Genomic DNA, 23,238 nt, shown 5'->3' with positions numbered 1-23,238 from the left:
GATGCATGCTATACCGACTCGCGCCGCCATGCCCGATATCTCGATGCGGTGGTGAGGGGCGTGGAGTTCGCCCGCCGCGTGATGCACCGCTCGCGCGCGGTCGTGCGCCGCGAAATGAAGCCGGGCGACCCGGCCGCGGTCGTCGATTCGCGCTTACGCGTGTTCGGCACGACCGGTCTGAGAGCGTTGGACGCGTCCATTTTTCCGCGCATTCCGGGATTCTTCATCGTCACGCCCGTGTACATGATCAGCGAGAGAGCCAGCGACGTGATCCTCGAAGACGCAAGACGCGGATGATCGCGGCACGCGCCCCACGCGTCTTCACCCTGACGTGACCGATCGTTCGCCGCGAGCGCGATCGGTGCGTCGTCGGACCGGCAATCGGCACATTTGAAGCGTCCGCTTCATCGTCGTCTGTCGCGCCTGCGCAAATCATTTCGATACAGCCCACTTAGGGCTAATTAAAAGCGCGCATATCCACGATAATCTAATAGGCCAGAGGAACGCTGGCGTCATGTAGTCCTGCCGATTCGACCCGTCGCCGATGCACGCGCGAGTCGCAGCGTGCCGATGTTGCGCACGCACGTTGGCACAGAGGAGTCGCTCGATGGATCCGCTTTCGACATGGCTTGGCGAGCTTGGCCTCGAACGTTACGCGACGGTATTCGAGGCCAATGGCGTGGACCTGGAATCGCTGCCGCTCCTGACCGATCGCGATCTCGCCGAACTGGGCATGCTGCTCGGTCACCGCCGGCGTCTGCTCGATGCCTTGTCGCACCCTCAACCCCAGCGCGAAGCCGCGCGGCAGGCGCCGCTGCCCTCCCGCGGTCATCGTGCGCCGGGCGAGCGGCGTCAGCTCACGGTGCTTTTCTGCGATCTCGCCGGCTCGACCGAACTCGCGCAGCGTCTGGACGCCGAAGAACTGCACGAAGTGATGCGGATCTATCAGGAGACCTGCGCACGGGTCGTCACGCGTTACGAGGGACACGTCGCGCAATATCTCGGCGACGGCGTTCTCGTTTATTTCGGATTCCCGCAGGCGCGCGAAGATGCCGCCGAGCGCGCGGTGCGCGCCGCGCTCGAAATCGTCGCCGAAGTCGGGCGGCTTTCCGCCAGCGCGCCGCTGCGCGTGCATATCGGCGTCGCGACGGGTGCGGTCGTCGTCGGCGAGCTCGAAGGCCACGAATCCTCGCCTTTCGATACCGCCGTCGGCGCGACGCCGAACCTCGCCGCGCGCCTGTGCGCCCACGCCGGCCCCGACGAAATCGTGATCGCCCCGAGCACGCGTCGCCTGCTCGGCAGCACCTTCGAACTCGAAGAGCTCGGCGAGCACGAACTCAAGGGCATTAGCGTGCCCGTCAACCTTTCCCGCGTCGCGGGCCTCGCGTACCGCGAAAGCCGCTACAGCGCGTTCCGACCGATTCGTGCGACGCCGTTCGTCGGCCGCGAACACGAAGTCAATCTGCTCGTCTCGCGCTGGCGCACCGCGCGCGACGGCGAAGGCCAGGCCGTCTTGCTCATGGGGGAGCCTGGCATCGGCAAGAGCCGCATCGCCCATGTGCTGCGCGAACGGCTGAGTGGCGAGCAGCATCTGACCCTGCTCTACCAGTGCTCGCCGTTTCAGACCAGCTCGTCGTTTCACCCGATCATCGGGCATCTGTCGGAAACCAGCGGCTTCCAGCGCCAGGACTCGCCCGAAACGCGCCTCGACAAGCTGGAAGCGGCGCTGCGGCTCGAACCCGGCGAGCGCGCCGAGGTCGCGCCGCTGTTCGCCGCGCTGCTCTCGCTGCCGACCGACCGCTATCCGCCGCGCATGGATTCCCCGCAGCGGCTGCGCGAAGTGACCATCGAAGCGCTCGTCGAGCAGCCTATCCGGCTGTCGAGCGGACAGCCGCTCCTGATCATTTTCGAGGATGCGCAATGGGCCGACGCCGACACGCTCGAAACCATCGCGCGCTTCATCGAACGAATCCGCCACTGGCCGATCCTGATGCTGATCACCTGCCGCCCCGAGTTCACCCCCGCGTGGACCGCGCACGGCAACGTGACGCTCCTGCATCTGAACCGCCTCGCGAGGCGCCAGGGTGCGCAGATCGCGGCGGAGCTGACCGCCGTCAAGCCGCTTCCGCCCGACGTCCTGGAACAGATTCTCGAACGCGCCGACGGCGTGCCGCTCTTTGTCGAGGAACTGACGCAGACCGTGCTCGAAGCCGGGCTGCTGCGCGACGCCGGCGATCACTGGGAAACGAACGGGCCCGCCGCGCCGCTCGCGATTCCGTTCACGCTGCACGACTCGCTGATGGCGCGGCTCGATCACCTCGCGCCAGTCAAGACCATCGCGCAGATCGGCGCGTGCATCGGGCGCGAGTTCGATCACGCGCTTCTGGCCGCGATCGCGCCCGTCGACGATGCGCGGCTCGCCGAAGCGCTCGCGTCGCTCGAAGCGAGCGGGCTGGTCTTCCGGCGCGGCGGCGGCGACGACGCGATCTACCGCTTCAAGCACGCGCTCGTCGGCGATGTCGCCTATGACAGTCTCCTGAAGAGTCAGCGCGTGCGCATCCATGCGCGCATCGCGAAGGCGCTCGCGGACGTGTTCGCCGATCGCGTCAAGGTGAGTCCCGAACTGCTCGCGCTGCACCTGACGCGCGCGGGCCTGACCGACGAAGCGCTTGCACAATGGATCGCGGCCACGCGGGTCGCGATGGCGCGGTATCGGCATCGCGAGGCGCTTGCGCATGTCGATTCGGGGCTCGCGCTCGTCGCGCACTCGAATCCGGCCCGGCGCGCCGACTGCGAGGTCGCGCTACTGGTGATGGGCGCGGCATGCCATTGGGCGCTCAAGGGTTACGCGTGCGAGGAATGCGCCGCGCTGTGGACCCGCGCCGAAGCGCTGCTCGACGGCGTGACGCAGGAACGGCTGCGCGTGCTGGCGCTCGTCGGCATCAACAATTTTGCCTATGCCGCAGCGGATTCGCCCAAGTGCGTCGCGACCTCGGAACGGCTGATCGAGCTTGCTTCCGGCACGCAGGATACCGACAGCAAGATCGTGGCCTATGCAGCGGTTGGGCCGATTCTCTATCAGCAAGCCCAGTTCGAGCGCTGCGCAAAGCTCCTGCAGTATGTGATCGATACTTACGACCTCGCGCATTCGACCGGCTACGGGCGTTTCAACGACGCCAAGGTGACCGCGTGCTGCTGGCTCGGCTATTGCGAGCTGTCGGCGGGCCGCTTCGGCCGCGCCCGCTGGCTCGCGCGCATGGCGATCGATCACGCCGACGCGCTCGCTCAGCCGTTCGTGCTGTCGCAGGCGCTGGCTGTCGGGGCGCGGCCGTTCGTCGAGATCGGCGATATCGGCGCGGCGCGCGAGCTGTGCCGCCGCTGCATCGACCTGTGCGATACGCAGCGTCTGCCGTTCTGGAAAGGCTGGGCGATGGTATATGAGGGCGTCGCATCGGCGCGGGAAGGACAGCACGCGAGCGCGCTTGCACGGCTGGAGGAAGCGGTCGAGCATCTCGCGGGCAACGGCGGGCGCAACGACCTCGCCTATGTGCACGCGTGGCGCGCGCAGGCGCTCACGCATCTCGGACGCCACGACGACGCGCGGCAGTGCATTGCTGCGGCGCGCGCCGATTGCCTGCGCACGGGCCAGCGGACCGGTCTCGTCGATCTCTCCTACGCGGCGGGCGTCGTCGAGAAAGCCGATCCGCGCGCCGAGCCGGGTCGCGCGCTCACGCTGCTGCGCGCAGCGGCTGCCGACGCACGGGCGCAGAACCTGCGGCTGCTCGAACTGCGCGCCAGCATCGAGATTGCCGGCGTGCTGCGCATCGAAGGACGCGGCAACGAAGCGAGCGAGTGTCTCGAAGCGCTCGTCGCCAGCTTCGCCGAAGAGCAGGACTGCGCGCTCGTCACAGAAGCGCGGCAGTTGCTGTCGACATGCGCGACGCCGGAGTAGACGCCGTCGCGCGCTATCGCGACGGCGGCGTGTTCTGCACGATTGCGTTCGCGGCCGGCAACGCCGTCGAGCACGGCAAGCTCTGCCCGACGAGCTTACGCGTGCGGTCGTCCATCACCTGCGAGACGATCACCTGCGCGCAGCCGAGGTTGTTGGGGTAGAAGCGGCCCTTGTCGAAGCCTATCGGGGCGACTGCGTCGTTGACGTACAGAAAGAGCCGCCCGCTCGACTTCGCGGTGATCTGCGACACGAGCACCTTGCGGCCGGCGGGCGTCGGATCGCCGCCCACGACGCACGCGGCCTGCTGCGCGCCGAGCGGTTCGAGATGTACGCCGCCGACGTCGCACAGCGGCGGCTTCGAGCCCGCGGCAATCACGCCGCCCGCGCGATGATTGTTCGCATATCGATACGATGCGAACGGCGCTTCGGGTTCGAGCACATATTCGTCGTGCCCTTTCTCGCCGATCCGCGCGATCGGCTTGAACCAGTCTTCGAACCACCAGCGCTTGAGCCCGGCCGCGGCGAAGTGAGCGGCCGTATCCGTCGGAAAACCGCCCACGTCCGCGCGCTCGCTCCGGTCGAGCCAGTCGCCGTCGGTCACGAGCCGGATTTCGTAGCGCGCGTCCTTCGCAAGCGTCACGCCCGAATCCCAGCACAGATCCTTCGTGTGGAACGCGACGCCCATCGGCCTCGCGGGATCGGCCGCCGTATCGCCGGCCTTCTGGATTGCGCAAACCTTGCCGACTGCGCTCAGCCCGTCGAACAACGCGCGGTTCGCCACGGCGATGCCGAGCAGCCCGACAAACGCCAGGCACAGGCCCGGCAGAATCACGCATTCGATCTTCTTGCAGACATACCCGAATGCGCCGTTGTCACGCAGCCTGCGCGCGAGGCTCAGCGCGAATCCGCCTTTCATGGCCTGCGCAATCGCCGCAGGCGAGGCATCGCGCTGGTTCACGGCCCTGTGGTTCCGGTCGAGCCGCCTCACGCGCGCTTGTCGCCACAACGCGAGGGCGCATAGCGCGACGGCGACTCCCGTCAGCTCCCAGCTGGTGCGCTGGTTCTTCACCGTGCCCCACGCGAAGGCCGCGAGCAGTGCGAACAACGCCGCGCCGGCCAGCGTCATGTTGCGGCTGCCCGCCTCCGACAGCCGGCGCCATTCGAGATAGTTGAGGCAAAGCTTCGGGTGCCACGCGAGATAGGCGCGGTCATGCACGCGCTTTCTCAGCACGCCGCCGAACTGGAGCGAGCCCAGCCAGACGAGCAGCGTCAGCACGAAGACGCTCGAATGTGCGCCGAATGCGCTCGTCCACGGAGAACTCCACGACGGAAGCATGCCCTTGATGAAGGTCAGCGCCGTGTTGAACATGTCGTCTTCGAGTTGCGCGGGATTCGAAACGCTCAGCGCGCCGTTGTGCCACTTCTCCAGCCATTCGATGCCGATCGTGAACCAGGGGAAGAGGATCAGCAGCGCCGATAGGATGAGCGTCGCGAGATACGCTGCGCGGCGCCAGAACACCGTGTCCCAGGCGAGGCCCATCGCAGCGGTGTCACGCTCCTTCAGCGAGGCGAGAGCCTGTTGGAGGGTCGTTTCGTTCTCCTTTAGCCTGGCGGCGGCTTCGCCCGTGGGCCGCGTCGCGGCCTGCGCCGGACGCAGCAACGGCGGAGCGGCGATGCCCGGATTCGCGGGAACCGCTTCGAGCGTGCCGTCCGGCATGAGCACCTGAAAGCTCTCGCGCAGCGCGACGGGCGCATAGCGGTCGGTGCCGAACGCGACGCGCACCGGCACGCTCCAGTGCACGATCGGCCAGAACGGTTTCCCATCCTTCGTCACGCAGGGCAACGCCAGCCTCGGCAGATAGGGATAACCGCCCGCGAGCCCCTTGCGCGAATCGTAGACGCGCGCGAAGGGCGACTGTGTCGCGACGATATCGGAGAGCGCCGAAGGCAGCACGCGAATTCCCACCGCGATCGCCTCGTTCAGGATCCAGTGCAGCGAGACGAGCGAAAGCTGATCTTCGGGATAGCCTCCGCCGACGTTGCAGTGCACGCCGGGAAACCATACCTGCGTGATGCGCCCCGGCTGGATGCCGCCGTGCGCGTCGCCGGTCTGCGGTTCGCCGGTTTCATCCCACGGCAGCGGATGGAAGGTCGAGCGCTCGTCGTCGAGCGACAGCGCATGGCACGCGCGCTTCACATGCGGCGACAGCTTGAGATCGCCGAACATCATCGGCCAGATGGTCGCGTCGATTGCGCGCTTGAGCGGCAGGATCGGCACGCCGTACGCGGAGACCGTGTCCCACAGACCGAGGAATCGAATCGGTATCTGTTTCCGCTTCTCGACCTGCGCATAGAGCGGCCGCCGCCGCACCCGGTCCGATGCCCACAGCAAGCCGTCGCGCAATGCGCGCAGTCCCCAGACCAGCGGACTCTTCGACGGAAAGCGCGCGGAACGGTAGTGACGATAAGCCCTGCGGGCATCGCGATCGAGATCTTCCTCGGAGGTCGGCTCGAGCAGACCTTCGGAGTCGATCAGGCCGACGAGCACGCGGATCGTGAAGGCGCCGCGGCTGAAGCCGAAGCCGCTGATGTCGTCGCCCGGCCGATAGTTGCGGCAGACGAACTTGTAGAGATCGATGACGTTGCGCTTGAGGCCCCAGCCGAACGCACCGCCGACGAGCGCGAGATACTTGTTGGCTGATGTGCCGACGCCGTCGTCGTAGAACGCGATCTGATCGCTCGCCGATTGATCGAGCGCCTGGAACATGCGCCACACGTTGGTCTTCTGTGCTTTGGCGGAGCTGTTTCCGGTGCCGTCCGAAAGTACCACGATACTGGTCATCGCCGAGCTCCCGTCGATTGGGCAGGCACACGTGTCACGGTGTCTCGCGCCGATTCACTATGTGACAGACGCAGCATGTCCTCCCGACAGACGTTAGGAATGCTACGCCATCCGTCCGTGCTATTTCGGGCGGATCATGCCGACAAGACGAAGCGCGCGTGCCCGGTTTGAAAAGCCGGGCTGCCTTTTCGCGTCAGAACCGATAGCCGACGCGCAGCGAGAAAACGATGGGATCGAGCGTGAGCTTGGCCTCGGAGCGCCGGGTGACGGGCCCGAGAGGCGTCTGGCTCGTGGTCGTGAAGTGTCCGGTCGTATGCAGCGGAATGTAGGACAGCGACATCACGCCAAACCAGTGCTCGTTGACGGCGTAGTTGAAGCCGATGTTGAAGATGGGCGCCCAGGTGGAGTCCGCGTCGGCGGTGGTCGTGCCGCCGAGCGCACGCATTTCGAACGCCGTGTTGGTGATTTCCGCGTCGCTGAAGGAAGTGCGCGTGACGCCCACGCCGATATACGGCCTGAATTTCGCTTGCGGCTCGAAGAACACGTACTTGAAGATCAGCGCGGGGCTCCATTGCTTGACGGTGCCGAGCTTGCCGAAGCTTTCGAGCGACCCGGTGCCGGTGATATCGAATTTCGGCGGGATGCCGATTTCGAGCTCCGCCGTGATATGACTGGTCACGAAGTAACCGATCGTGCCGCCGAACGTGTCGGCGCTCGATGCGCCCGCGCCTGTGTTGGGTTGGACGATGTTGACGGGCCGGCCGTTCACCGAAGTCACCGTGAAGGGGCCGCTGCTGTCCTGCGGCGCCAGATGGAACCAGCCGGCGGTGACGTAGAGATTCTGCAGGGATTGCGCGTGACTGGTCATGGGAGACGAGGCAAGCGCGGCGCAGAGGACCATCAAACGGGATGCTTTCACTGGATGTGTCTCCCTGCATCGCATTCGCTCAGGAATATTGATCGTACGCGAGGGCATGTCGGATACGATTGGGATGACTATCGATTGCTTAGTGAGGCGCGGCGTGGTAACGCGTGGTGGGGGTGGGTGTTCGGGAAATAAGGGCACGCGATTTTGTAAATGATCGGGTGCCTGGTTTCGGGTACGCGGATCTTCCATCCTTCAATTCTGCAAAATCTTCGACCCTTTCATCGTGATATCCCCATCCGCCTTCACATTGATCTTCCCGCTCCCAATCACCGTAATATCCTTCCCCTTGATCTGAATCGTCCCATCCTTCTTCATGCTGAAACTCGCATCGCCAGTCTTGATAACCACCGACTCTTCCGCCTCGATGACGAGATTCTTCCCGACCTTGAGCGCATCGTCCTCGCCCACCTCCGTGGTGCGCCCCTTCCCCACCTTGCTCGCCTGCGCGCCGTCGATCGACTCGCTCGCGTCCTTGGCGACCGACACCGTCTGCCCGCCGCTCACGCTCAACGACTGATCCCCGCCCACGGTCGTCGCCTGCTTCCCGCCGACATTGACCGTCTGATCCGAACCCACCGTCACGCTCTGACTCGATCCGACACTCACCGTCTGACTCGCGCCGACGGTTTCAGTGTGATAAGCCCCGACCGTCACCGCCTGATAAGCGCCAACCGTCACCGCCTGAAACGCGCCGATCGTCACTTCCTGAGCCGCGCCGACGGTAATCGTCTCGTTGATGCCCACGCTATGCGTGCGTTGCAGCAACACCGTTGCGGTCTCGCTCGCCTTCACGGTCTTGGTCCGGTTCGCACCGATCGTGATGCTCTCGTTGACGCCCACGGTCTCCGTGCGGTTCATCGTCACGTCGATCTTCTCGTTGTTCCCGACCGTCTCCGTGCGATCGTGCTTTACGACGGTCGTCTCGTCGTGATCGATGTTCTTCTTGCGGTCGTGCCCGACCCAATGCGTCTCATCCTTTTCGACTTCGATGTCCTGATTGCGCTCGGCATGCAGCAACACCTGCTCCGCGCCCTTCTTGTCCTCGAAGCGCAACTCGTTGCAGTTCGCGGCGCTGCCTCCCTTGCTCGAACGGCTCTTGATGCCGGTCTGCGTCATGTTGCCGGGCAAGTCGTACGGCGGCATCTGCTCGGCGTTGTAGACGCGCCCCGTGATGATCGGCCGGTCCGGATCGCCCTCCAGAAAATCGACGATCACTTCCTGCCCCATGCGCGGTATCGCAACCGCGCCGAAGCCCTTGCCCGCCCACGGCTGCGACACGCGAATCCAGCAGGAACTGTTCTCGTCGCGCTTGCCCTGACGGTCCCAGAAGAACTGCACCTTCACGCGCCCGTACTGATCCGTATGAATCTCGTCGCCGCCGGGGCCGACGACCACCGCCGTCTGCGGCCCCTGCACGAAGGGCCTGCGCGTCACGCGCGCGGGCGTGAAGTGCTGCTTGGCGTCGATCGCGGAGAACCAGCACTCGCAGCGATTCGACTGCGCGCCGTCGAAGGCTTCGTAGTCGGCGAGATCGATCTCGTAGTTCGTGCGCGTGACGAGATACTGCGCGTTCTGATCGGCGCGCGGATGGCGCGTGAGCTTCAGCAGCGTGCCGGCGCGCACGCTCCTGCCGTTGCTGCGCGCATCGACCTGATGCCAGTTGATGGCGGGATCATCGGTCACGCTGGCCTCGACGAGCCCTTCGTCCGCGCGCGACTTCGCCCGGCTCTCGCCGTGATCCGCCTCGACATAGCCGCCGGGATAATCGAAATGTTCGAGCCCGGAAAACGCGTCGAAGCCCGGCATCTGCTTGACGGCCTGCTTCTGCAAGGGCCGCGACGGATGCTTGAAGTCGTAGTCGGTGAGCACCCAGTTGCGCGTCTCGATCATGTGATTCACGCGCCACTCGCTCACGTACTCCATGCCGGGCGCGGCGCTCATCACCGCGCCGTACGGCAGCGATTCGCAGCCCGCGACGCTTTCGTGCGCGGCGAGCGTGTCGGTGAGAATCAGCGATTCCTTGCCGTCCTTGTCCTGAAACCAGTAGTAGATGCCTTCGTCTTCGAGCAGCCGGCTCACGAAATTGAAGTCCGACTCGCGGTACTGCACGCAGTACTCACGCGCCCGGTGCGCGCGCGAATTGGCCTTCCATTTGATCTCGCCCAGTTCGAGCTGCTTGTAGACCGGATCGGCGAAGACCGCCTTCACGATCTCCTCGACCGTCTTGTTCTGAAAGATGCGACAGGTGCTGCGCCGCGTGAGCAGCCACAGCCACGGACGCACCGCCGCTTCATAAGCGTACAGACGTCCGCGCATCCCGGTCTGCCGGAAGCTCACCACGTAGCCGCCGAACACACGCGGTTTCGCGCCGTCCACGCGCAGCGATACCTTCACGTGCTTGCCGAGTATCTTGCTGAAGTCGATATCCGCGCGCTTCGATACAAGCGTGAGTTCACAGCGCGGCATGCGCCCGAGCTCGGCGCTCGCGCGCAGCGAGAGGAAGCGCAAGTCGTCGGCGAGCGGCGTCTCGACGCTTGCGAGCGGCTGCGCCGTTGCGACATCGGTGGTGGACATCGGCGCACCCGCGTCTTGAGAGTCGGTTGCGAAGGTCAGCGCACTTCGGTCGTCAAGGCGTCGTAGCCGAACTTGACGGCGCCGCCCAGCGCGCCCTTGTCGTCCTGCGGCTTGTATTCGAACTCGATGTCCGCATAGAGCAGGCTCACGTTCTCGTGCAACTCGCCGCCCATGCCGCCGCCCATGCCGACGTGCGTCACGGTCACCTGTTTCATCGTGACGGTGAGGAATTCCTTCTGCCCTTCGCCCGACTTGCTCACGGTGAGCTTCGCGTTCGCGAGGTGCTTGCCGCTCACGCAGCTCTTCGCGAGCGTGGGCGAGGCCTTGTCGTAGAAATGCGCGAACGTGAACATGCCGGGCTTCGCCTTGCCCTGACCGCTGCCGCCGCCGACCGCCGGACTGCCGGCGTTGGTCACGTCCCAGTCGAAGGACTGCACCTCGATCTGGTTCTCCGCGCCCTTGTGCTTCGATTCACCTTCGATTCCGTCAATCTTCAGATAGCAGTCGATCGTTGCCATGTGGTCCTCCGTAGTGGTCCGGTTTGCGTCGCGCGAATTCGCGCTTGCAGGTAGGACGAACATCGGCGGAAAATTTTCAATATCGATCGCGTTCAAAATCGCAGCGCAGCCGCCGTCTTATGTTCGATGACCGTTTCCCGGACCAGGACGATGCCAAGCTCCGACACGCGCGAGCCGCGCCCGCACGACTGCCTCTCGCTCGATGCCCTTCGCCAGTTCGACGAGCTCGCGCTGCCGGAATCCAACGACATGCTGTTGCAGGTCGTGCCCAAGCGCAGCAACACGCCCGTGAAGGGCGAAGCGAGCAAGCGCGGCGACTGGGACACGCCGATGCAGATCCACGGCTGGCGCTGGGCGCAGGGCTACGACGCGGTACAGCACACCGCCGCGCTCAACGCGAGCGACTTGCGCGTGAGCTCGCTCGGCCTGATCCGCACGGTGGATTCGGCCTCGCCCGTCATCGCCAAACTGTGCGCGCAGGCCGAATTGCTCGCGCTCGCGCACATCCGCTGCTTCAAGTCGGCGGGCACCGATCACGGCGTGCAGATCGAGTTCCTGTCGATGAAGCTCGAACAGGCGTATCTGCGCAACTATCAGATTTTCACGAGCCCGCGTTTCGGCCGCCTGTGCGAAATTTTCGAGCTGTCGGCGCAGCAACTCACGATGACCTGCGCGCCGCAGACCGAAACCGGCGCGCGCGGCGCAGACGTGACCTTCGCACTCGACGTGTCCACGCGACGCATCGGCTGAGCATCATGTCGATGAACGCACCCAGCGCCGCCGATCGCCTCCAGCCCACGTTGCTCGACCGGCTGATCGACGACGATCCCGCGTCGCGCACCGAACCCGCCGGCGAGCGCTTTCTCTCGCATCGCGGGCTGCGCGCGGCGGTGCTGCGCGACGTCTCGTGGCTCTTCAACACGACCAATCTCGGCAGCGAGATCGACGAGGACCAGTTCGCGCATGCGTTCGCGTCGGTGCTCAACTACGGTTTGCCGTGCCTGTCGGGGCGCTTCGCATCGACGGTCGATCCCGTCGTGCTCGAACAGGCGATCCGCACCGCGATCGAGCGCTTCGAGCCGCGCATCGATCCGTCGACGCTGGAGATCGAACCCGTCCTCGACCGCTCCGTGCTCGACATGCACAACCAGATCGCGCTCGTCATTCGCGGTCTCCTGTGGGCGCAGCCGGTGCCGCTCGAATTCGCGCTGCGCACGCAGATCGATCTCGAAGAAGGCGGCATCACGGTGATGGAACTGCCGCGCTGATCGCGCGCGAAGGACGAAAGCACACTCATGGACCCGCGCCTGCTGCGTCACTACAACACCGAGCTCGCGCATCTGCGCGAGATGGGCGCGGAGTTCGCGCAGCAGTTTCCGAAGATCGCGGCGCGGCTCGGCATGAGCGGCATCGACGTCGCCGATCCATACGTCGAACGGCTGCTCGAAGGCACCGCGTTTCTCGCCGCACGCGTCCAGTTGAAGCTCGAAGAAGAGTTTCCGCGCTTCACGCAGCAGCTCACGCACGTCGTGCTGCCGCAGGCCGCGTGTCCCACACCCGCGATGCTGATCGCGCGTCTTGCGCCCGATCTCGCCAATCCCAATCTCGCCGATGGCTTCACCGTGCCGCGTCACACCGCGCTGTTTTCGCTGCGCACGCCCGCGCAGACGACGCCGTGCGAGTTCCGCACCGGCGCCGCGCTCACGCTCTGGCCCGTCGAGGTAACCGATGCGCGCTACCTCGCGCAGACGCCCGATCTGCCGCTCGCCGCGCTGCCCGCGACGCGCGCGCTCGCGCCGCATGTGAAGGGCGCGCTGCGCATCCGGCTCGCGACGCCGGAAGGCTTTTCGTTCGATGCGCTGCGTCTCGATGCGCTGAGCCTCTACTTCGCCGGCGGCGACGACATCGCGTTCCGGCTGCACGAGCTCGTGCTCGGTCACACGCTCGCGATCGTAGTATCGACGCCCGAACGTCCGGCCACGACACTCGCCGTGCTGCCGGGCGATGCCGTCGCGCCCGCGGGCTTCGCCGACGACGAAGCGCTGCTGCCCGTCACGCCCAACGCGTTCCAGGGTTATCGGCTGCTGCATGAATATTTCGCGCTGCCGCAGCGCCTGCGCTTCGCGCGCATCGAAGCGCTTGCGGACGTGCTGCCCGCCTTCGCCGTGCGCGACATCGAACTCACGTTGCTCTTCGATGCGGGCGATGCCACGCTCGAACGCATCGTCACGAAGGAGAACGTGCTGCTCGACTGCGTGCCCGCCGTCAATCTCTTTCCGAGGCACGCGGATCGCGCGCTCGTCACCGATTCCAGCGCGCGCTTTCATGTGGTGCCCGACCGCACGCATCCGCTCGATTTCGAAGTGCATTCGGTCACGGGCGTCTCCGGCTACGGCGCGCACGACGACAGCGAGCAGACCTTTCATCCGTTCTACGCGGACTATCTCGCCGACCGCCCCGCCGAGGCCGCGTACTTCACGACCGAGCGCGAGCCGCGCCTCGTGCCCGCCGCGCGGCGCAAGAGCGGCGCGCGCACCGATTACGTCGGCAGCGAGACGTATGTGTCGATCGTCGATCCGCGCGCCGCGCCGTATCGCGGCTCGCTGCGGCAACTGTCGTTCGAAACGCTTTGCAGCAACCGCGACCTGCCGATGATGATGGCGGCAAGCGGTCCGGGCAGCGACTTCTCGCTCGACATCGCGGCGCCCGTCGCCGCGGTGAAATGCGTGAGCGGACCGTCGCGGCCCGCGCCCGCGCCGCTCGACGCCGCGCAGACCTGGCGTCTGATCGATCAGTTGTCGCTGCACTATCTGTCGCTCTGCAACGGTCCGCGCGAAGCGGCGGCGGCGCTGCGCGCCCTCCTGGCGCTGCATGTCGCGCCCGCCGATCACACCGGCCGCAATCAGGTCGCGGGCGTGGTCGCGGTCGATGCGAAGCCCGTCGTGCGCCGCCTGCCGATGCCCGGCCCGATCGCCTTCGGGCGCGGCCTCTCGATCGACGTCACCGTCGACGATCTCGCGTTTCAGGGCGGCAGCGCGTGGCTCTTCGGCTGCGTGCTCGACCGCTTTTTCGCGCGCTACGTGTCGATCAATTCGTTCGTGCAGACGGTGCTGCGCACCGGCGCGCGCGGCGAAATCCTGAGCCTGCCCGCGCGATGCGGCACGCGAGCGATCTTCTAGCCGTGGCGCGGCCAGCGCCCGCCGAAGCGCCCGCGCATACGCGCGCGCTGCTGGAGTTGTTCGACGCCGTCGCCGCCGAGCCGCATCGCCACGACTTCTATCGGCTGATGCGCCATATCGAGGCGCTCACGCCGGAGCTGCCGCGTCTCGGCGCGGGCGCGCGGCCCGCCGACGAACCGTTGCGGCTCGCGCAAGATGTTTCGCTCGCCTTCGCGCCCGCGCCGCTCGCCGCGCTCGCACGCGATGACGGCGGCCATGCGCCGCGCCTCGCGCAGCGCTTCTTCGGCTTTCTCGGACCGAACGGGCCGCTGCCCCTGCATCTGACCGACTTCGCCCGCGAGCGCGCGCTGCATCATGGCGACACGGCGTTCGCGCGGCTGCTCGACACGCTGCTGCATCGCTTTCTGCTGCTGTTCTATCGCGCGTGGGCGCAGGGTCGTCCGGTCAACGGGCTGGACCGTCCGGCGCAGGATCGTTTCGCGTTCTATGCCGGCGCGCTGATCGGTCATGCCGATCCGGCAACGCGGGCGCGCGACGCCGTGTCCGATCACGCGAAGCTGCATTTCGCGGGTCTCCTGAACATGCAGACACGTCCGGCCGACGTGCTCGAAGGCATCGCGTCCGCGCTGTTGCGGGTGCCGGTGCGCATCGAGCCGTATCGCGGGCACTGGATGACGCTGCCGCGCGCCGAGCGCACCGCGTTGCGATCGCGTGCGGCGCGCTTGTCATCGCGTTCGGCGGGCTTCGCGCAACTCGGCCACGGCGCGGTGCTCGGCGCGCGCGTGTGGGACCGTCAGCACGCATTCCGGCTCGTGCTCGGGCCGCTCACGCTCGCGCAGTACGAATCGTTCCTGCCGGGCGGCGCGGCGCTATCGACGCTCGTTGCGCTGGTTCGCCGGCATCTGAACGGCGAGCTTGCATGGGATGCGCAACTCGTGCTCGCCGCAAAGGAAGTGCCGACCGCACAGCCGGGGCGCTACGGCCGCCTCGGGTATTCGGCGTGGCTCGGCACGCTCGCGCGCAAGACCGATCGCGCCGATCTCGCGCTCGACGCCGATGCGCATGTCGCCTGAATCGATGCGCTTTGCAAAAACACCGCACGAGCGCCGTCTTATCGGATGAAGCCGCGCCTCCAGTCGGCGCGCGCGCGTTCAAAGGAGTCGGACGATGGCGGAAATCAGTCGTGTGGCGCTGTTCGGCAAGCTGGACAGGCTCGGCTACAAAACCGTGGAGAGCGCGACGGTGTACTGCAAGATGCGCGGCAATCCCTACGTGGAACTCGCGCACTGGCTCATGCAGATGCTGGAGACGCCGCGCTCCGATCTTCAGCGGATCATCGCGCACTACGACGTGGACGCCGCCGCGCTCGCCCGCGAGCTGACCGCCGCGCTCGACCGGCTGCCGCGCGGCGCGACGTCCATCTCCGACATCTCCGAGCACATCACCGATGCGATCGAGCGCGGCTGGGTCTACGGCACGCTGCTGTACGGCGCGAGCAAGGTGCGCACGGGCCATCTGCTCGTCGGCATGCTGAAGACACCGCGTTTGCGCGGCGTGCTCGTCGGCATCTCGCGGCAGTTCGAGCGCATCAGGCCAGAAGATCTTTCGGACAACTTCGCACGCATCGTCGCGGATTCCGTCGAGGAAAGCGCCGATGAGCCGCGCACGCAAGCGAGCGCGCCCGAAGGCGAGACCGCGCCCGCGAGCATGGGCAAGCAGGAAGCCCTGCACAAATACGCCACCGATCTGACGGACAAGGCGCGCCGTGGCGCGCTCGATCCGGTCACGGGCCGCGACGAGGAAATCCGCCAGCTCGTCGATATTCTGATGCGCCGGCGCCAGAACAATCCGCTTCTGACCGGCGAGGCGGGCGTGGGCAAGACCGCCGTCGTCGAAGGCTTCGCGCAGCGTCTCGTGCGCGGCGACGTGCCGCCGCCGTTACGCGAAGTCGCGCTCTGGTCGCTCGATCTCGGTCTGTTGCAGGCGGGCGCGAGCATGAAGGGCGAATTCGAGCAGCGGCTGCGGCAAGTCGTCGAGGATGTGCAGGCGAGCCCGAAGCCGGTGATCCTGTTCATCGACGAAGTGCATACCATCGTCGGCGCGGGCGGCGCGGCGGGCACCGGCGACGCGGCCAATCTGCTCAAGCCGGCGCTGGCGCGCGGCGACCTGCGCACCATCGGCGCGACGACATGGGCGGAGTACAAGAAACACATCGAGAAGGACCCGGCGCTCACGCGGCGCTTTCAGGTCGTGCAGGTCCACGAACCCGATGAAACGAAAGCGGTGCGCATGCTGCGCGGCGTGGCGGCGGTGCTCGAAGGCCATCATCGCGTGCAGTTGCTCGACGAGGCGATCGAGGCGGCCGTGCGGCTGTCGCATCGCTACATTCCGGCGCGGCAGTTGCCCGACAAGGCCGTGTCGCTGCTCGATACCGCGTGCGCGCGCGTCGCGGTCAGCCAGCACGCGACGCCGCCGCAGGTCGACGATTGCCAGCGGCGCATCGAGTCGCTCGACGTGGAAGCGCAGATCATCGCGCGCGAGGCGAACGTGGGCGTCGATGTCGGCACGCGTGCGGCGGATGTCGAAGCGGCGCTCGCCCGCGAACGCGACACGCTCGCCGGCCTGGAAGCGCGCTGGAAGGACGAGAAGCAGGTCGTCGACGAATTGCTGGCGTTGCGGGCCGCGTTGCGCGAAAGCGGCGCGGCCGTGGATACCCCGGCGGAAGGCGAAGCGCCGCCCTCGCGCGATGAACGCCTCGCGCGTCTCGCCGAACTCAAGGCGCGGCTCGTCGAACTGCAGGGCGACGCGCCGCTGATCCTGCCGAGCGTCGATGCGGGCGTGGTCGCGGGCGTGGTCGCGGACTGGACCGGCATTCCCGTCGGCAGGATGCTCAAGAACGAGCTGGCCGCCGTGCTCAATCTCGCCGATGCGCTCGATCGCCGCGTGATCGGCCAGCGCCACGCGCTGGAGATGATCGCGAAGCGCATCCAGACGTCGCGCGCGCGTCTCGACAATCCCGACAAGCCGGTCGGCGTTTTCCTGCTTGCGGGCACTTCGGGCGTCGGCAAGACGGAAACCGCGCTCGCGCTCGCCGAAACGCTCTACGGCGGCGAGCAGAACGTCATCACCATCAACATGAGCGAGTTCCAGGAAGCGCACACGGTCTCGACGCTCAAGGGCGCGCCGCCCGGCTATGTGGGCTACGGCGAAGGCGGCATCCTCACCGAAGCCGTGCGCCGCCGCCCGTACAGCGTCGTGCTGCTCGACGAAGTGGAGAAGGCGCATCCCGACGTGCACGAGATCTTCTTCCAGGTCTTCGACAAGGGCTGGATGGAGGACGGCGAGGGACGCTACATCGACTTCAAGAACACGATCATCCTGCTGACGTCGAATGTCGGCTCGGAGCTGATCATGTCGATGTGCCGCGATCCCGCGCACGCGCCCGCGCCGGACGCGCTGGCCGCCGCGCTGCGCCGCCCGCTGCTCGACGTGTTTCCCGCCGCGCTGCTGGGGCGGCTCGTCACGGTGCCCTACTATCCGCTCTCCGACGCGATGATGGCCGATATCGTGCGTCTGCAACTGGAGCGCATCCGCAGGCGCGTGTCGGACAATCACGGCATTCCGTTCGACTACGACGACGACGCCGTGCGGCTGATCGTGTCGCGCTGCACGGAGGCCGAATCGGGCGGACGCGTGATCGACGCGCTGCTCACCAACACCGTGCTGCCACGCATTTCCACGGAGTATCTGACGCGGCTCACCGAAGGCGGCGCGCTCGGGCGCATCCGGCTGTCGGCGAGCGGGAACGACTTCGTCTACGCGTTCGACTGAACCATGCTCACACTCACGGTGACCCGTCACAACGGCCAGCCGCCGCGCACGCCGCTCGCGGCGAGCTTCAGCGCCGAGGGCGGCACCATCGGGCGCGCGGTGACGAACCGGCTCGTGCTCGACGACGCCGAGCGCACCGTCTCGCGCATGCACGCGCAGATCGCGTGGCGCGACGGCGCGTACCGGCTGACCGATCGCGGCAGCAATCCCGCGCTCGTCAACGGCGTGCCGCTCGATCCCGGCCAGGAAGTGCCGCTCGCGCACGGCGACGAAGTGCAGATCGGCGGCTATCAGTTGCGCGCGCAAGTGTGCGACGAGGATCGCACGGAGACGTCCTTCGAGACGGCATACGCGAGCGCCGCCGCGACTCCGGACGATCCGTTCGCGGGCCTCTTCGATGCGCCCGCCGCGGCCGAACCGCTCGCCGCGCCCGAGTCCGGCGCGCCGCATGAGCGTTTCGACTTCGAGTTCGACGATCCGGCTTCGAAGCGTTCCATCGACGAGCTTTTCGGTCTCGCGCCGGGGGCGTCGAATCCGCTGACGGAACCGCTCATCGAGCCGCTTATTGATCCCATCACGCAACCTAACACCGCCCACGACGACGACCCGTTCGCGAGTCTGACCGGCGCGGCGCGGCCGGTCGCGCCGCCCGCCACGCTGTCCGACGCCGGCTCGGAGTTGCACAGCGCGTTCACGCCGCCGTCCGCGCGCGCCGCGCCAGCGCAGGTGGCCGCGCCTGCGCCCGCGCCTGCGGTGCAGGGCGATCAGCGCGCCCTCATCGCAGCCCTATTGCAAGGCCTCGACGCCCCCGGCGTGCGGATCGAAGCGCTCACGCCCGCGCTGATGCAGCTCATCGGCACGTTGTTGCGCGAGTCGATCCAAGGCACGCTCGAACTGCTCGCCGCGCGCGCCGCGTTCAAGCGCGAAATGCGCACGGAGGCGACGATCATCGCGGCAGCGGACAACAATCCGCTCAAGTTCTCGCCGAACGTGGACGCCGCGCTCGCGCATCTGCTCAGCGGGCCCACGCGCGGCTTCATGCCGCCCGCCGCGGCGCTCGCCGATGCCTGCGCCGATCTGCGCGCGCATCAGGTCGGCATGGTCGCCGGCATGCGCGCGGCGCTCGACGGCGTGTTCGAGCGCTTCGAGCCGCAACGCATCGAGGCGCGTCTGCCCGGGCGCTCGCGGTTCGACGATCTCATGTCCGGCAAGAAGCGCCGCGCACGCTGCTGGGATCTCTTCACCGAGCTTTACGGCCAGTTGTCGAGCGAGGCGACCGAAGATTTCCACATGCTGTTCGGCCGGGCGTTCGTCGCCGCCTACGAAGCGCAGATCAGCGAACTGAAACGCCGCGGCCGCCCGTGACGCGCGCCGGAGAACCGACATGCAACTTCAAACCGCAAGCGTGAGCGATGTGGGCGGACGCTCGCGCAACGAGGACGCTTACGGGCAATGGCGGCACGCGGCGCTGTTCGCGAGCGTGGTTGCGGACGGCGCGGGCGGTCACGGCGGCGGCGATACCGCTTCGCGCATCGCGGTCGATACCGTGCTCGCCGAACTCGCGCGCGTCGCGCAAACGGGCGTCGCACTCACGGGGCCGAACCTGTTGCGCGTGCTGCTGCGCGCAAACGACGCCATCATCGATGCGCAGGAGCATGACGGCGATCTGGCGCAGATGCGCTCGACGGCCGTGCTGCTCGGCATCGACGAAGCGGCGGGCCTCGCGTCGTGGGCGCATTGCGGCGACACACGGCTCTACTGCTTCCGGCGCGGCGCGACGGTCGTGCAGACGCAGGATCACAGTCTCGTGCAGAGCATGATCGATGCGAACCTGCTCGAAGCACGCGACGTGCGCAGCTATCCACGACGCAACGTGCTGTTCTCGGCGCTCGGCACGGCGGACGATCTCGACATTGCGGCGTCCGGAGAGCCGTTCCCGATCGCCGATGGCGACGCGTTCCTGCTCTGCACCGACGGCTTCTGGGAGTATCTCGACGAATCCATGATGATCGAGGCGATCGGACAGGCGCAGACGCCTGCCGCCTGGCTCGATCTGATGGTGACGCGTCTGCGCGGCAGCGCGCGGCCCAGACACGACAATTTCACCGCGAGCGCGGTGTGGGTGGGCGATGCGTCGGAAACCACGGTGTTGCTGATGCCCGCGTGAAGCGGGCATCAGCGTACGAAACATCTGAAACGTTCAGGCCGCTTCCTTCTGCGATGGCAGACGCGACACCAGCCGCAGCGAGACCGTCAGCCCTTCGAGCTGATAGTGCGGACGCAGAAAGAACTGCGACGTGTAGTAGCCCGGCGCGCCCGGCACTTCCTGCACCTTCACTTCGGCGGCGGCGAGCGGCTTCTGCGCCTTGGTGTGCTCGGAGGAATTGGCCGGATCGCCATCCACGTACTGCGTGATCCACTTGTTGAGCCAGATCTCCATGTCGGAGCGTTCCTTGAAGCTGCCGACCTTGTCGCGCACGATGCACTTCAGGTAATGCGCGAAGCGGTTGCAGGCGAACAGATACGGCAGGCGCGCGGCGAGCGCGGCGTTCGCGGTGGCGTCGGGGTCTTCGTATTCGAATGGCTTCTGCAGCGATTGCGCGCCGATGAACGCCGCGAAATCCGAGTTCTTGCGATGGATCAGCGGCATGAAGCCATTCTTTGCGAGTTCGGCCTCGCGGCGGTCCGAGATGGCGATTTCCGTCGGGCACTTCATGTCGACGCCGCCGTCGTCGGTCGGGAAACTGTGCACGGGCAGCCCTTCGACCGCGCCGCCCGACTCCACGCCGCGAATGCGCGAGCACCAGCTATAGAGCTTGAACGAACGCGTGATGTTCACGCCCATCGCATAGGCCGAATTGGCCCATGTGTACTTGGAGTGATCGGCGGAACCCGTTTCTTCCTCGAAGTCGAATTCATCGACGGGCTCGGTTTTCGCGCCGTACGGCACGCGCGCCAGAAAGCGCGGCATCGCAAGGCCGATATAGCGCGAATCTTCCGACGTGCGCAGCGAACGCCAGCTCGCATATTCCGGTGTACCGAATATTTTCGTGAGATCGCGCGGGTTGGCGAGTTCCTGCCACGAGTCCATCTGCAGGAGACTCGGATCGGCTGCGGCGATGAAAGGCGAGTGCGCCGCGGCCGCGATCTTCGACATCTCCCCGAGCAGTTCGACATCGGGCGGCGTCTGATTGAAGTAATAGTCGCCGATGAACGCGCCGAACGGCTCGCCGCCGAGCTGACCGTACTCGTGCTCGTAGATCTGCTTGAACAGCGGGCTTTGGTCCCACGCGACGCCCTTGAAACGCTTGAGCGTCTTGCCGAGGTCCTTCTTCGAGATGTTCATCACGCGAATCTTGAGCATCTCGTCGGTTTCGGTGTTGTTGATGAGGTAGTACAGCCCGCGCCACGAGCCTTCCAGCTTCTGGAAGTCGGCATGATGCATCACTTCGTTGACCTGCTCGGTGAGCTTCTTGTCGATCTCGGCGATCATCGCCTGAATCGAGCGGATGGCGTCGCCGGAGATGATCTGCGTCTGCGAGAGCGCCTGCTGCGCGAGCGTCTGCACCGCCGTCTGCACCGCGGTCTTCGCCTCGTCGCTCTTGGGGCGGAACTCGCGGTTCAGCAGCGAGGCGAGGTCGTTGCCTTCGAGCGTCGCGCCCTGCAGTTCGGGTGCGGCTTCCGCCGTTTGAGGAATGTCGGACATGGTCGTTACCTTTCAGGGCTCGTTCGTGATGGCTTGCGCGATGTGCTCACTCGGCGGCGGGCGCGGCGGCTGGGGTCGAAGCGTCGTCGGCGGCGGCCTTGTCGGGCGTCGCGGTCGCGAGCGTCTTGAGCAGCGCGGGATCGTCGAGCACGCGCGCGATCAGTTCCTCCGCGCCGTTCTTGCCATCCATGAAGATGACGAGATTGGCGAGCTGCGTGCGCGCCTCCAGCAGCTTCGAGAGCGAGTCGACCTTGCGCGCGACGGCGGCGGGAGAAAAATCGTCGAGCGTATCGAAGGTGATATCGACGCTCAGATTGCCCTCGCCCGTCAGCTTGTTGGGCACCTGGAACGCGACGCGCGGCTGCATCGCCTTCATGCGGCTGTCGAAGTTGTCGATGTCGATTTCCTGGAACTTGCGCTGTTCGACGGGCGGCAGCGCTTCGGCGGGCTTGCCGGAGAGGTCGGCCATGACGCCCATCACGAACGGAAGCTGGATCTTCTTCTCGCTGCCGTAAGTCTCGACGTCGTATTCGATCTGCACGCGCGGCGCGCGATTGCGGGCGATGAACTTCTGACTGCTGGTTGCCATGAGGCCTCCTGTGCATGTGCATGAGCCACGCCTGGAAGACGATTCACGCGTGGCTTGTTTTAAAGCGGGTTGCGGCCCGCGCGGTCAACGCGGCCTGGTTCCCGCGATCAGGTGAATCTGCGTGAGGCTCTCCGGCGCCAGGTCCTGCATCACGGAGAGGAAGTCCTTGCCGAGCCATCCACGCGCGCGCCGGATCAAAAGCGGCGCGGGATGCGCAGGCTCGGTGCGTTCGAGAAACGCGCAGACCGCGTCGAGCAGCGCGATGGCGTCCTCGCGCGTCGCGATCTCGCCGGGACGCGCCGCCACGCGGGGAGCGTTCGCGGGCGTCGGGGCCATCGCGCCGAGAGGAGCCGCATCGGCCGGCTCCGACGCATCCGGCTGCGCCGCCGCGCGCAACTGCGTGGCGATCCAGCGCGCCGTGTCCATCATCTTTTCGATGAGCGGCGTACGCTCCGCGCCGAGCCGCCCGGTCATGACGATGCCGAGCGTCTGCACCACGCGCGGCAGATCGATACCGGCAGCGAAGACGTCGCGATCCTGCGCGAGCGCATCGGCGAGCATGCCTTCGACCCGCGCGGGCGTCGCGGCGCTCGCCCCTTCGGCCGCCATGAGCCTCCCCTGCGCGATCAGGATGTCGCGCACCGTCAGCCGCTCGCCGCGCGCGCGGCACACTTCGGTCTCGCGCAGGTCGTGCAGCAGGGTTTCGGCTTCCGCGAACGGCGTGTAGGCGTCCGCGAGAGGCGCGAGCGCGTTGACGCGCAGCACGGGATCGTTGTCGTCGTCGGCATCGAGCGGCGGATAGAGGTTGTCCCAGTAGCGCTCGAACAAGCCCGTCAGAAGCCGCAGCCCCGCATGAAAACCCGCGAGGCCGTGGACGCGCGCGGCGGCCCGCGCGTAGACCACGGCGATGCGCAGATCCTTCGACTTCGCGAGCAGCGCCCGCGACTCTTCGAGCACATCGGGCCACGCGGTCGGTTCAGCGAGCGCCTCGAACTGGCGCTCGGGATTGCCGCGCGCGAGCGCCTCGAACGCGAGGAATGCCGGATCGTATTCGAGATCGACGCCGGCGGGCGGCATCGTTTCGGCGGGCGCGAGCAGCGGTTCTACATCGATCATCAC

General features: G+C 66.7%; 16 protein-coding genes. 9 read left to right on the top strand and 7 right to left on the bottom strand.

Features of this window, described 5'->3' with window-relative positions; genetic code table 11:
- The first annotated feature begins 60 nt into the window (after positions 1-60).
- On the top strand, positions 61-297 hold the full coding sequence (locus IAG25_RS00740; RefSeq protein ID WP_309243902.1) for a GMC oxidoreductase: 237 nt from the start codon (positions 61-63) through the stop codon (positions 295-297).
- A gap of 310 nt (positions 298-607) precedes the next feature.
- Entirely contained in the window at positions 608-3,952 is a 3,345-nt protein-coding gene (locus tag IAG25_RS00735) for an adenylate/guanylate cyclase domain-containing protein (RefSeq protein ID WP_255503456.1), read from the top strand.
- A 13-nt stretch (positions 3,953-3,965) separates the two neighbouring features.
- On the opposite strand, the gene IAG25_RS00730 is transcribed toward IAG25_RS00735, so the two are convergent.
- The 4 genes from IAG25_RS00730 to IAG25_RS00715 form a co-directional block, all read right to left on the bottom strand.
- A complete protein-coding gene (locus tag IAG25_RS00730) occupies positions 3,966-6,794 on the bottom strand; it encodes a DUF2235 domain-containing protein (protein ID WP_187603058.1) in 2,829 nt (942 codons plus the stop codon).
- 193 nt (positions 6,795-6,987) lie between these two features.
- Positions 6,988-7,695 (bottom strand): OmpW/AlkL family protein, encoded by a 708-nt coding sequence (locus IAG25_RS00725; protein ID WP_187603694.1) that lies wholly within the window; start codon positions 7,693-7,695, stop codon positions 6,988-6,990.
- 219 nt (positions 7,696-7,914) lie between these two features.
- Positions 7,915-10,296: a type VI secretion system Vgr family protein gene (locus tag IAG25_RS00720; protein WP_187603057.1), complete on the bottom strand. Its 2,382-nt coding sequence runs from the start codon at positions 10,294-10,296 to the stop codon at positions 7,915-7,917.
- A gap of 35 nt (positions 10,297-10,331) precedes the next feature.
- The gene (locus IAG25_RS00715) at positions 10,332-10,814 is read right to left on the bottom strand and encodes an Hcp family type VI secretion system effector (protein WP_187603056.1); all 483 of its coding nucleotides are present in this window, start codon (positions 10,812-10,814) and stop codon (positions 10,332-10,334) included.
- A gap of 150 nt (positions 10,815-10,964) precedes the next feature.
- On the opposite strand from IAG25_RS00715, the gene IAG25_RS00710 reads away from it, so the two are divergent.
- The 7 genes from IAG25_RS00710 to IAG25_RS00680 all read left to right on the top strand — a co-directional run bounded on the left by IAG25_RS00710 (position 10,965) and on the right by IAG25_RS00680 (position 19,991).
- On the top strand, positions 10,965-11,564 hold the full coding sequence (locus IAG25_RS00710; protein WP_187603055.1) for a type VI secretion system tube protein Hcp: 600 nt from the start codon (positions 10,965-10,967) through the stop codon (positions 11,562-11,564).
- A gap of 11 nt (positions 11,565-11,575) precedes the next feature.
- Positions 11,576-12,082, top strand: a complete 507-nt coding sequence (gene tssE, locus IAG25_RS00705) for a type VI secretion system baseplate subunit TssE (protein WP_187603054.1) — start codon at positions 11,576-11,578, stop codon at positions 12,080-12,082.
- A gap of 27 nt (positions 12,083-12,109) precedes the next feature.
- Positions 12,110-13,993: a type VI secretion system baseplate subunit TssF gene (gene tssF, locus IAG25_RS00700; protein WP_187603053.1), complete on the top strand. Its 1,884-nt coding sequence runs from the start codon at positions 12,110-12,112 to the stop codon at positions 13,991-13,993.
- A gap of 2 nt (positions 13,994-13,995) precedes the next feature.
- Positions 13,996-15,066: a type VI secretion system baseplate subunit TssG gene (gene tssG, locus IAG25_RS00695; protein ID WP_309243901.1), complete on the top strand. Its 1,071-nt coding sequence runs from the start codon at positions 13,996-13,998 to the stop codon at positions 15,064-15,066.
- A 94-nt stretch (positions 15,067-15,160) separates the two neighbouring features.
- Positions 15,161-17,824, top strand: a complete 2,664-nt coding sequence (gene tssH / locus IAG25_RS00690) for a type VI secretion system ATPase TssH (protein WP_187603051.1) — start codon at positions 15,161-15,163, stop codon at positions 17,822-17,824.
- Positions 17,825-17,827: 3 nt separating this feature from the next.
- Positions 17,828-19,189, top strand: a complete 1,362-nt coding sequence (gene tagH / locus IAG25_RS00685; protein ID WP_187603050.1) for a type VI secretion system-associated FHA domain protein TagH — start codon at positions 17,828-17,830, stop codon at positions 19,187-19,189.
- A gap of 19 nt (positions 19,190-19,208) precedes the next feature.
- The gene (locus IAG25_RS00680; RefSeq protein WP_187603049.1) at positions 19,209-19,991 is read left to right on the top strand and encodes a PP2C family protein-serine/threonine phosphatase; all 783 of its coding nucleotides are present in this window, start codon (positions 19,209-19,211) and stop codon (positions 19,989-19,991) included.
- A 33-nt stretch (positions 19,992-20,024) separates the two neighbouring features.
- Here the strand turns inward: IAG25_RS00680 and tssC are convergent, their stop codons facing one another.
- The 3 genes from tssC to tssA form a co-directional block, all read right to left on the bottom strand.
- Complete coding sequence (gene tssC, locus IAG25_RS00675; protein WP_187603048.1) at positions 20,025-21,530, bottom strand: type VI secretion system contractile sheath large subunit; 1,506 nt, start codon at positions 21,528-21,530, stop codon at positions 20,025-20,027.
- A gap of 46 nt (positions 21,531-21,576) precedes the next feature.
- Complete coding sequence (gene tssB / locus IAG25_RS00670; protein ID WP_035499928.1) at positions 21,577-22,119, bottom strand: type VI secretion system contractile sheath small subunit; 543 nt, start codon at positions 22,117-22,119, stop codon at positions 21,577-21,579.
- A gap of 84 nt (positions 22,120-22,203) precedes the next feature.
- Entirely contained in the window at positions 22,204-23,235 is a 1,032-nt protein-coding gene (gene tssA / locus IAG25_RS00665) for a type VI secretion system protein TssA (protein WP_187603047.1), read from the bottom strand.
- Positions 23,236-23,238 lie beyond the last annotated feature (3 nt).

It is taken from the genome of Caballeronia sp. EK (assembly GCF_014384845.1).
GTDB lineage: Bacteria > Pseudomonadota > Gammaproteobacteria > Burkholderiales > Burkholderiaceae > Caballeronia > Caballeronia jiangsuensis.
The sequence above is the reverse complement of the archived record's forward strand: the minus strand, read 5'-3'. Positions and strand labels throughout refer to the sequence as shown.

Bases quoted from the DNA above. Each gene is read 5' to 3' on its own strand.
- tagH (WP_187603050.1), top strand. From the start codon at position 17,828: ATGCTCACACTCACGGTGACCCGTCACAACGGCCAGCCGCCGCGCACG.
- IAG25_RS00710 (WP_187603055.1), top strand. From the start codon at position 10,965: ATGCCAAGCTCCGACACGCGCGAGCCGCGCCCGCACGACTGCCTCTCG.
- IAG25_RS00680 (WP_187603049.1), top strand. From the start codon at position 19,209: ATGCAACTTCAAACCGCAAGCGTGAGCGATGTGGGCGGACGCTCGCGC.
- tssC (WP_187603048.1), bottom strand. From the start codon at position 21,530: ATGTCCGACATTCCTCAAACGGCGGAAGCCGCACCCGAACTGCAGGGC.
- tssF (WP_187603053.1), top strand. From the start codon at position 12,110: ATGGACCCGCGCCTGCTGCGTCACTACAACACCGAGCTCGCGCATCTG.
- IAG25_RS00720 (WP_187603057.1), bottom strand. From the start codon at position 10,296: ATGTCCACCACCGATGTCGCAACGGCGCAGCCGCTCGCAAGCGTCGAG.
- tssA (WP_187603047.1), bottom strand. From the start codon at position 23,235: ATGATCGATGTAGAACCGCTGCTCGCGCCCGCCGAAACGATGCCGCCC.
- IAG25_RS00725 (WP_187603694.1), bottom strand. From the start codon at position 7,695: ATGGTCCTCTGCGCCGCGCTTGCCTCGTCTCCCATGACCAGTCACGCG.
- IAG25_RS00730 (WP_187603058.1), bottom strand. From the start codon at position 6,794: ATGACCAGTATCGTGGTACTTTCGGACGGCACCGGAAACAGCTCCGCC.
- tssB (WP_035499928.1), bottom strand. From the start codon at position 22,119: ATGGCAACCAGCAGTCAGAAGTTCATCGCCCGCAATCGCGCGCCGCGC.
- IAG25_RS00735 (WP_255503456.1), top strand. From the start codon at position 608: ATGGATCCGCTTTCGACATGGCTTGGCGAGCTTGGCCTCGAACGTTAC.
- tssH (WP_187603051.1), top strand. From the start codon at position 15,161: ATGGCGGAAATCAGTCGTGTGGCGCTGTTCGGCAAGCTGGACAGGCTC.
- tssE (WP_187603054.1), top strand. From the start codon at position 11,576: ATGAACGCACCCAGCGCCGCCGATCGCCTCCAGCCCACGTTGCTCGAC.
- IAG25_RS00715 (WP_187603056.1), bottom strand. From the start codon at position 10,814: ATGGCAACGATCGACTGCTATCTGAAGATTGACGGAATCGAAGGTGAA.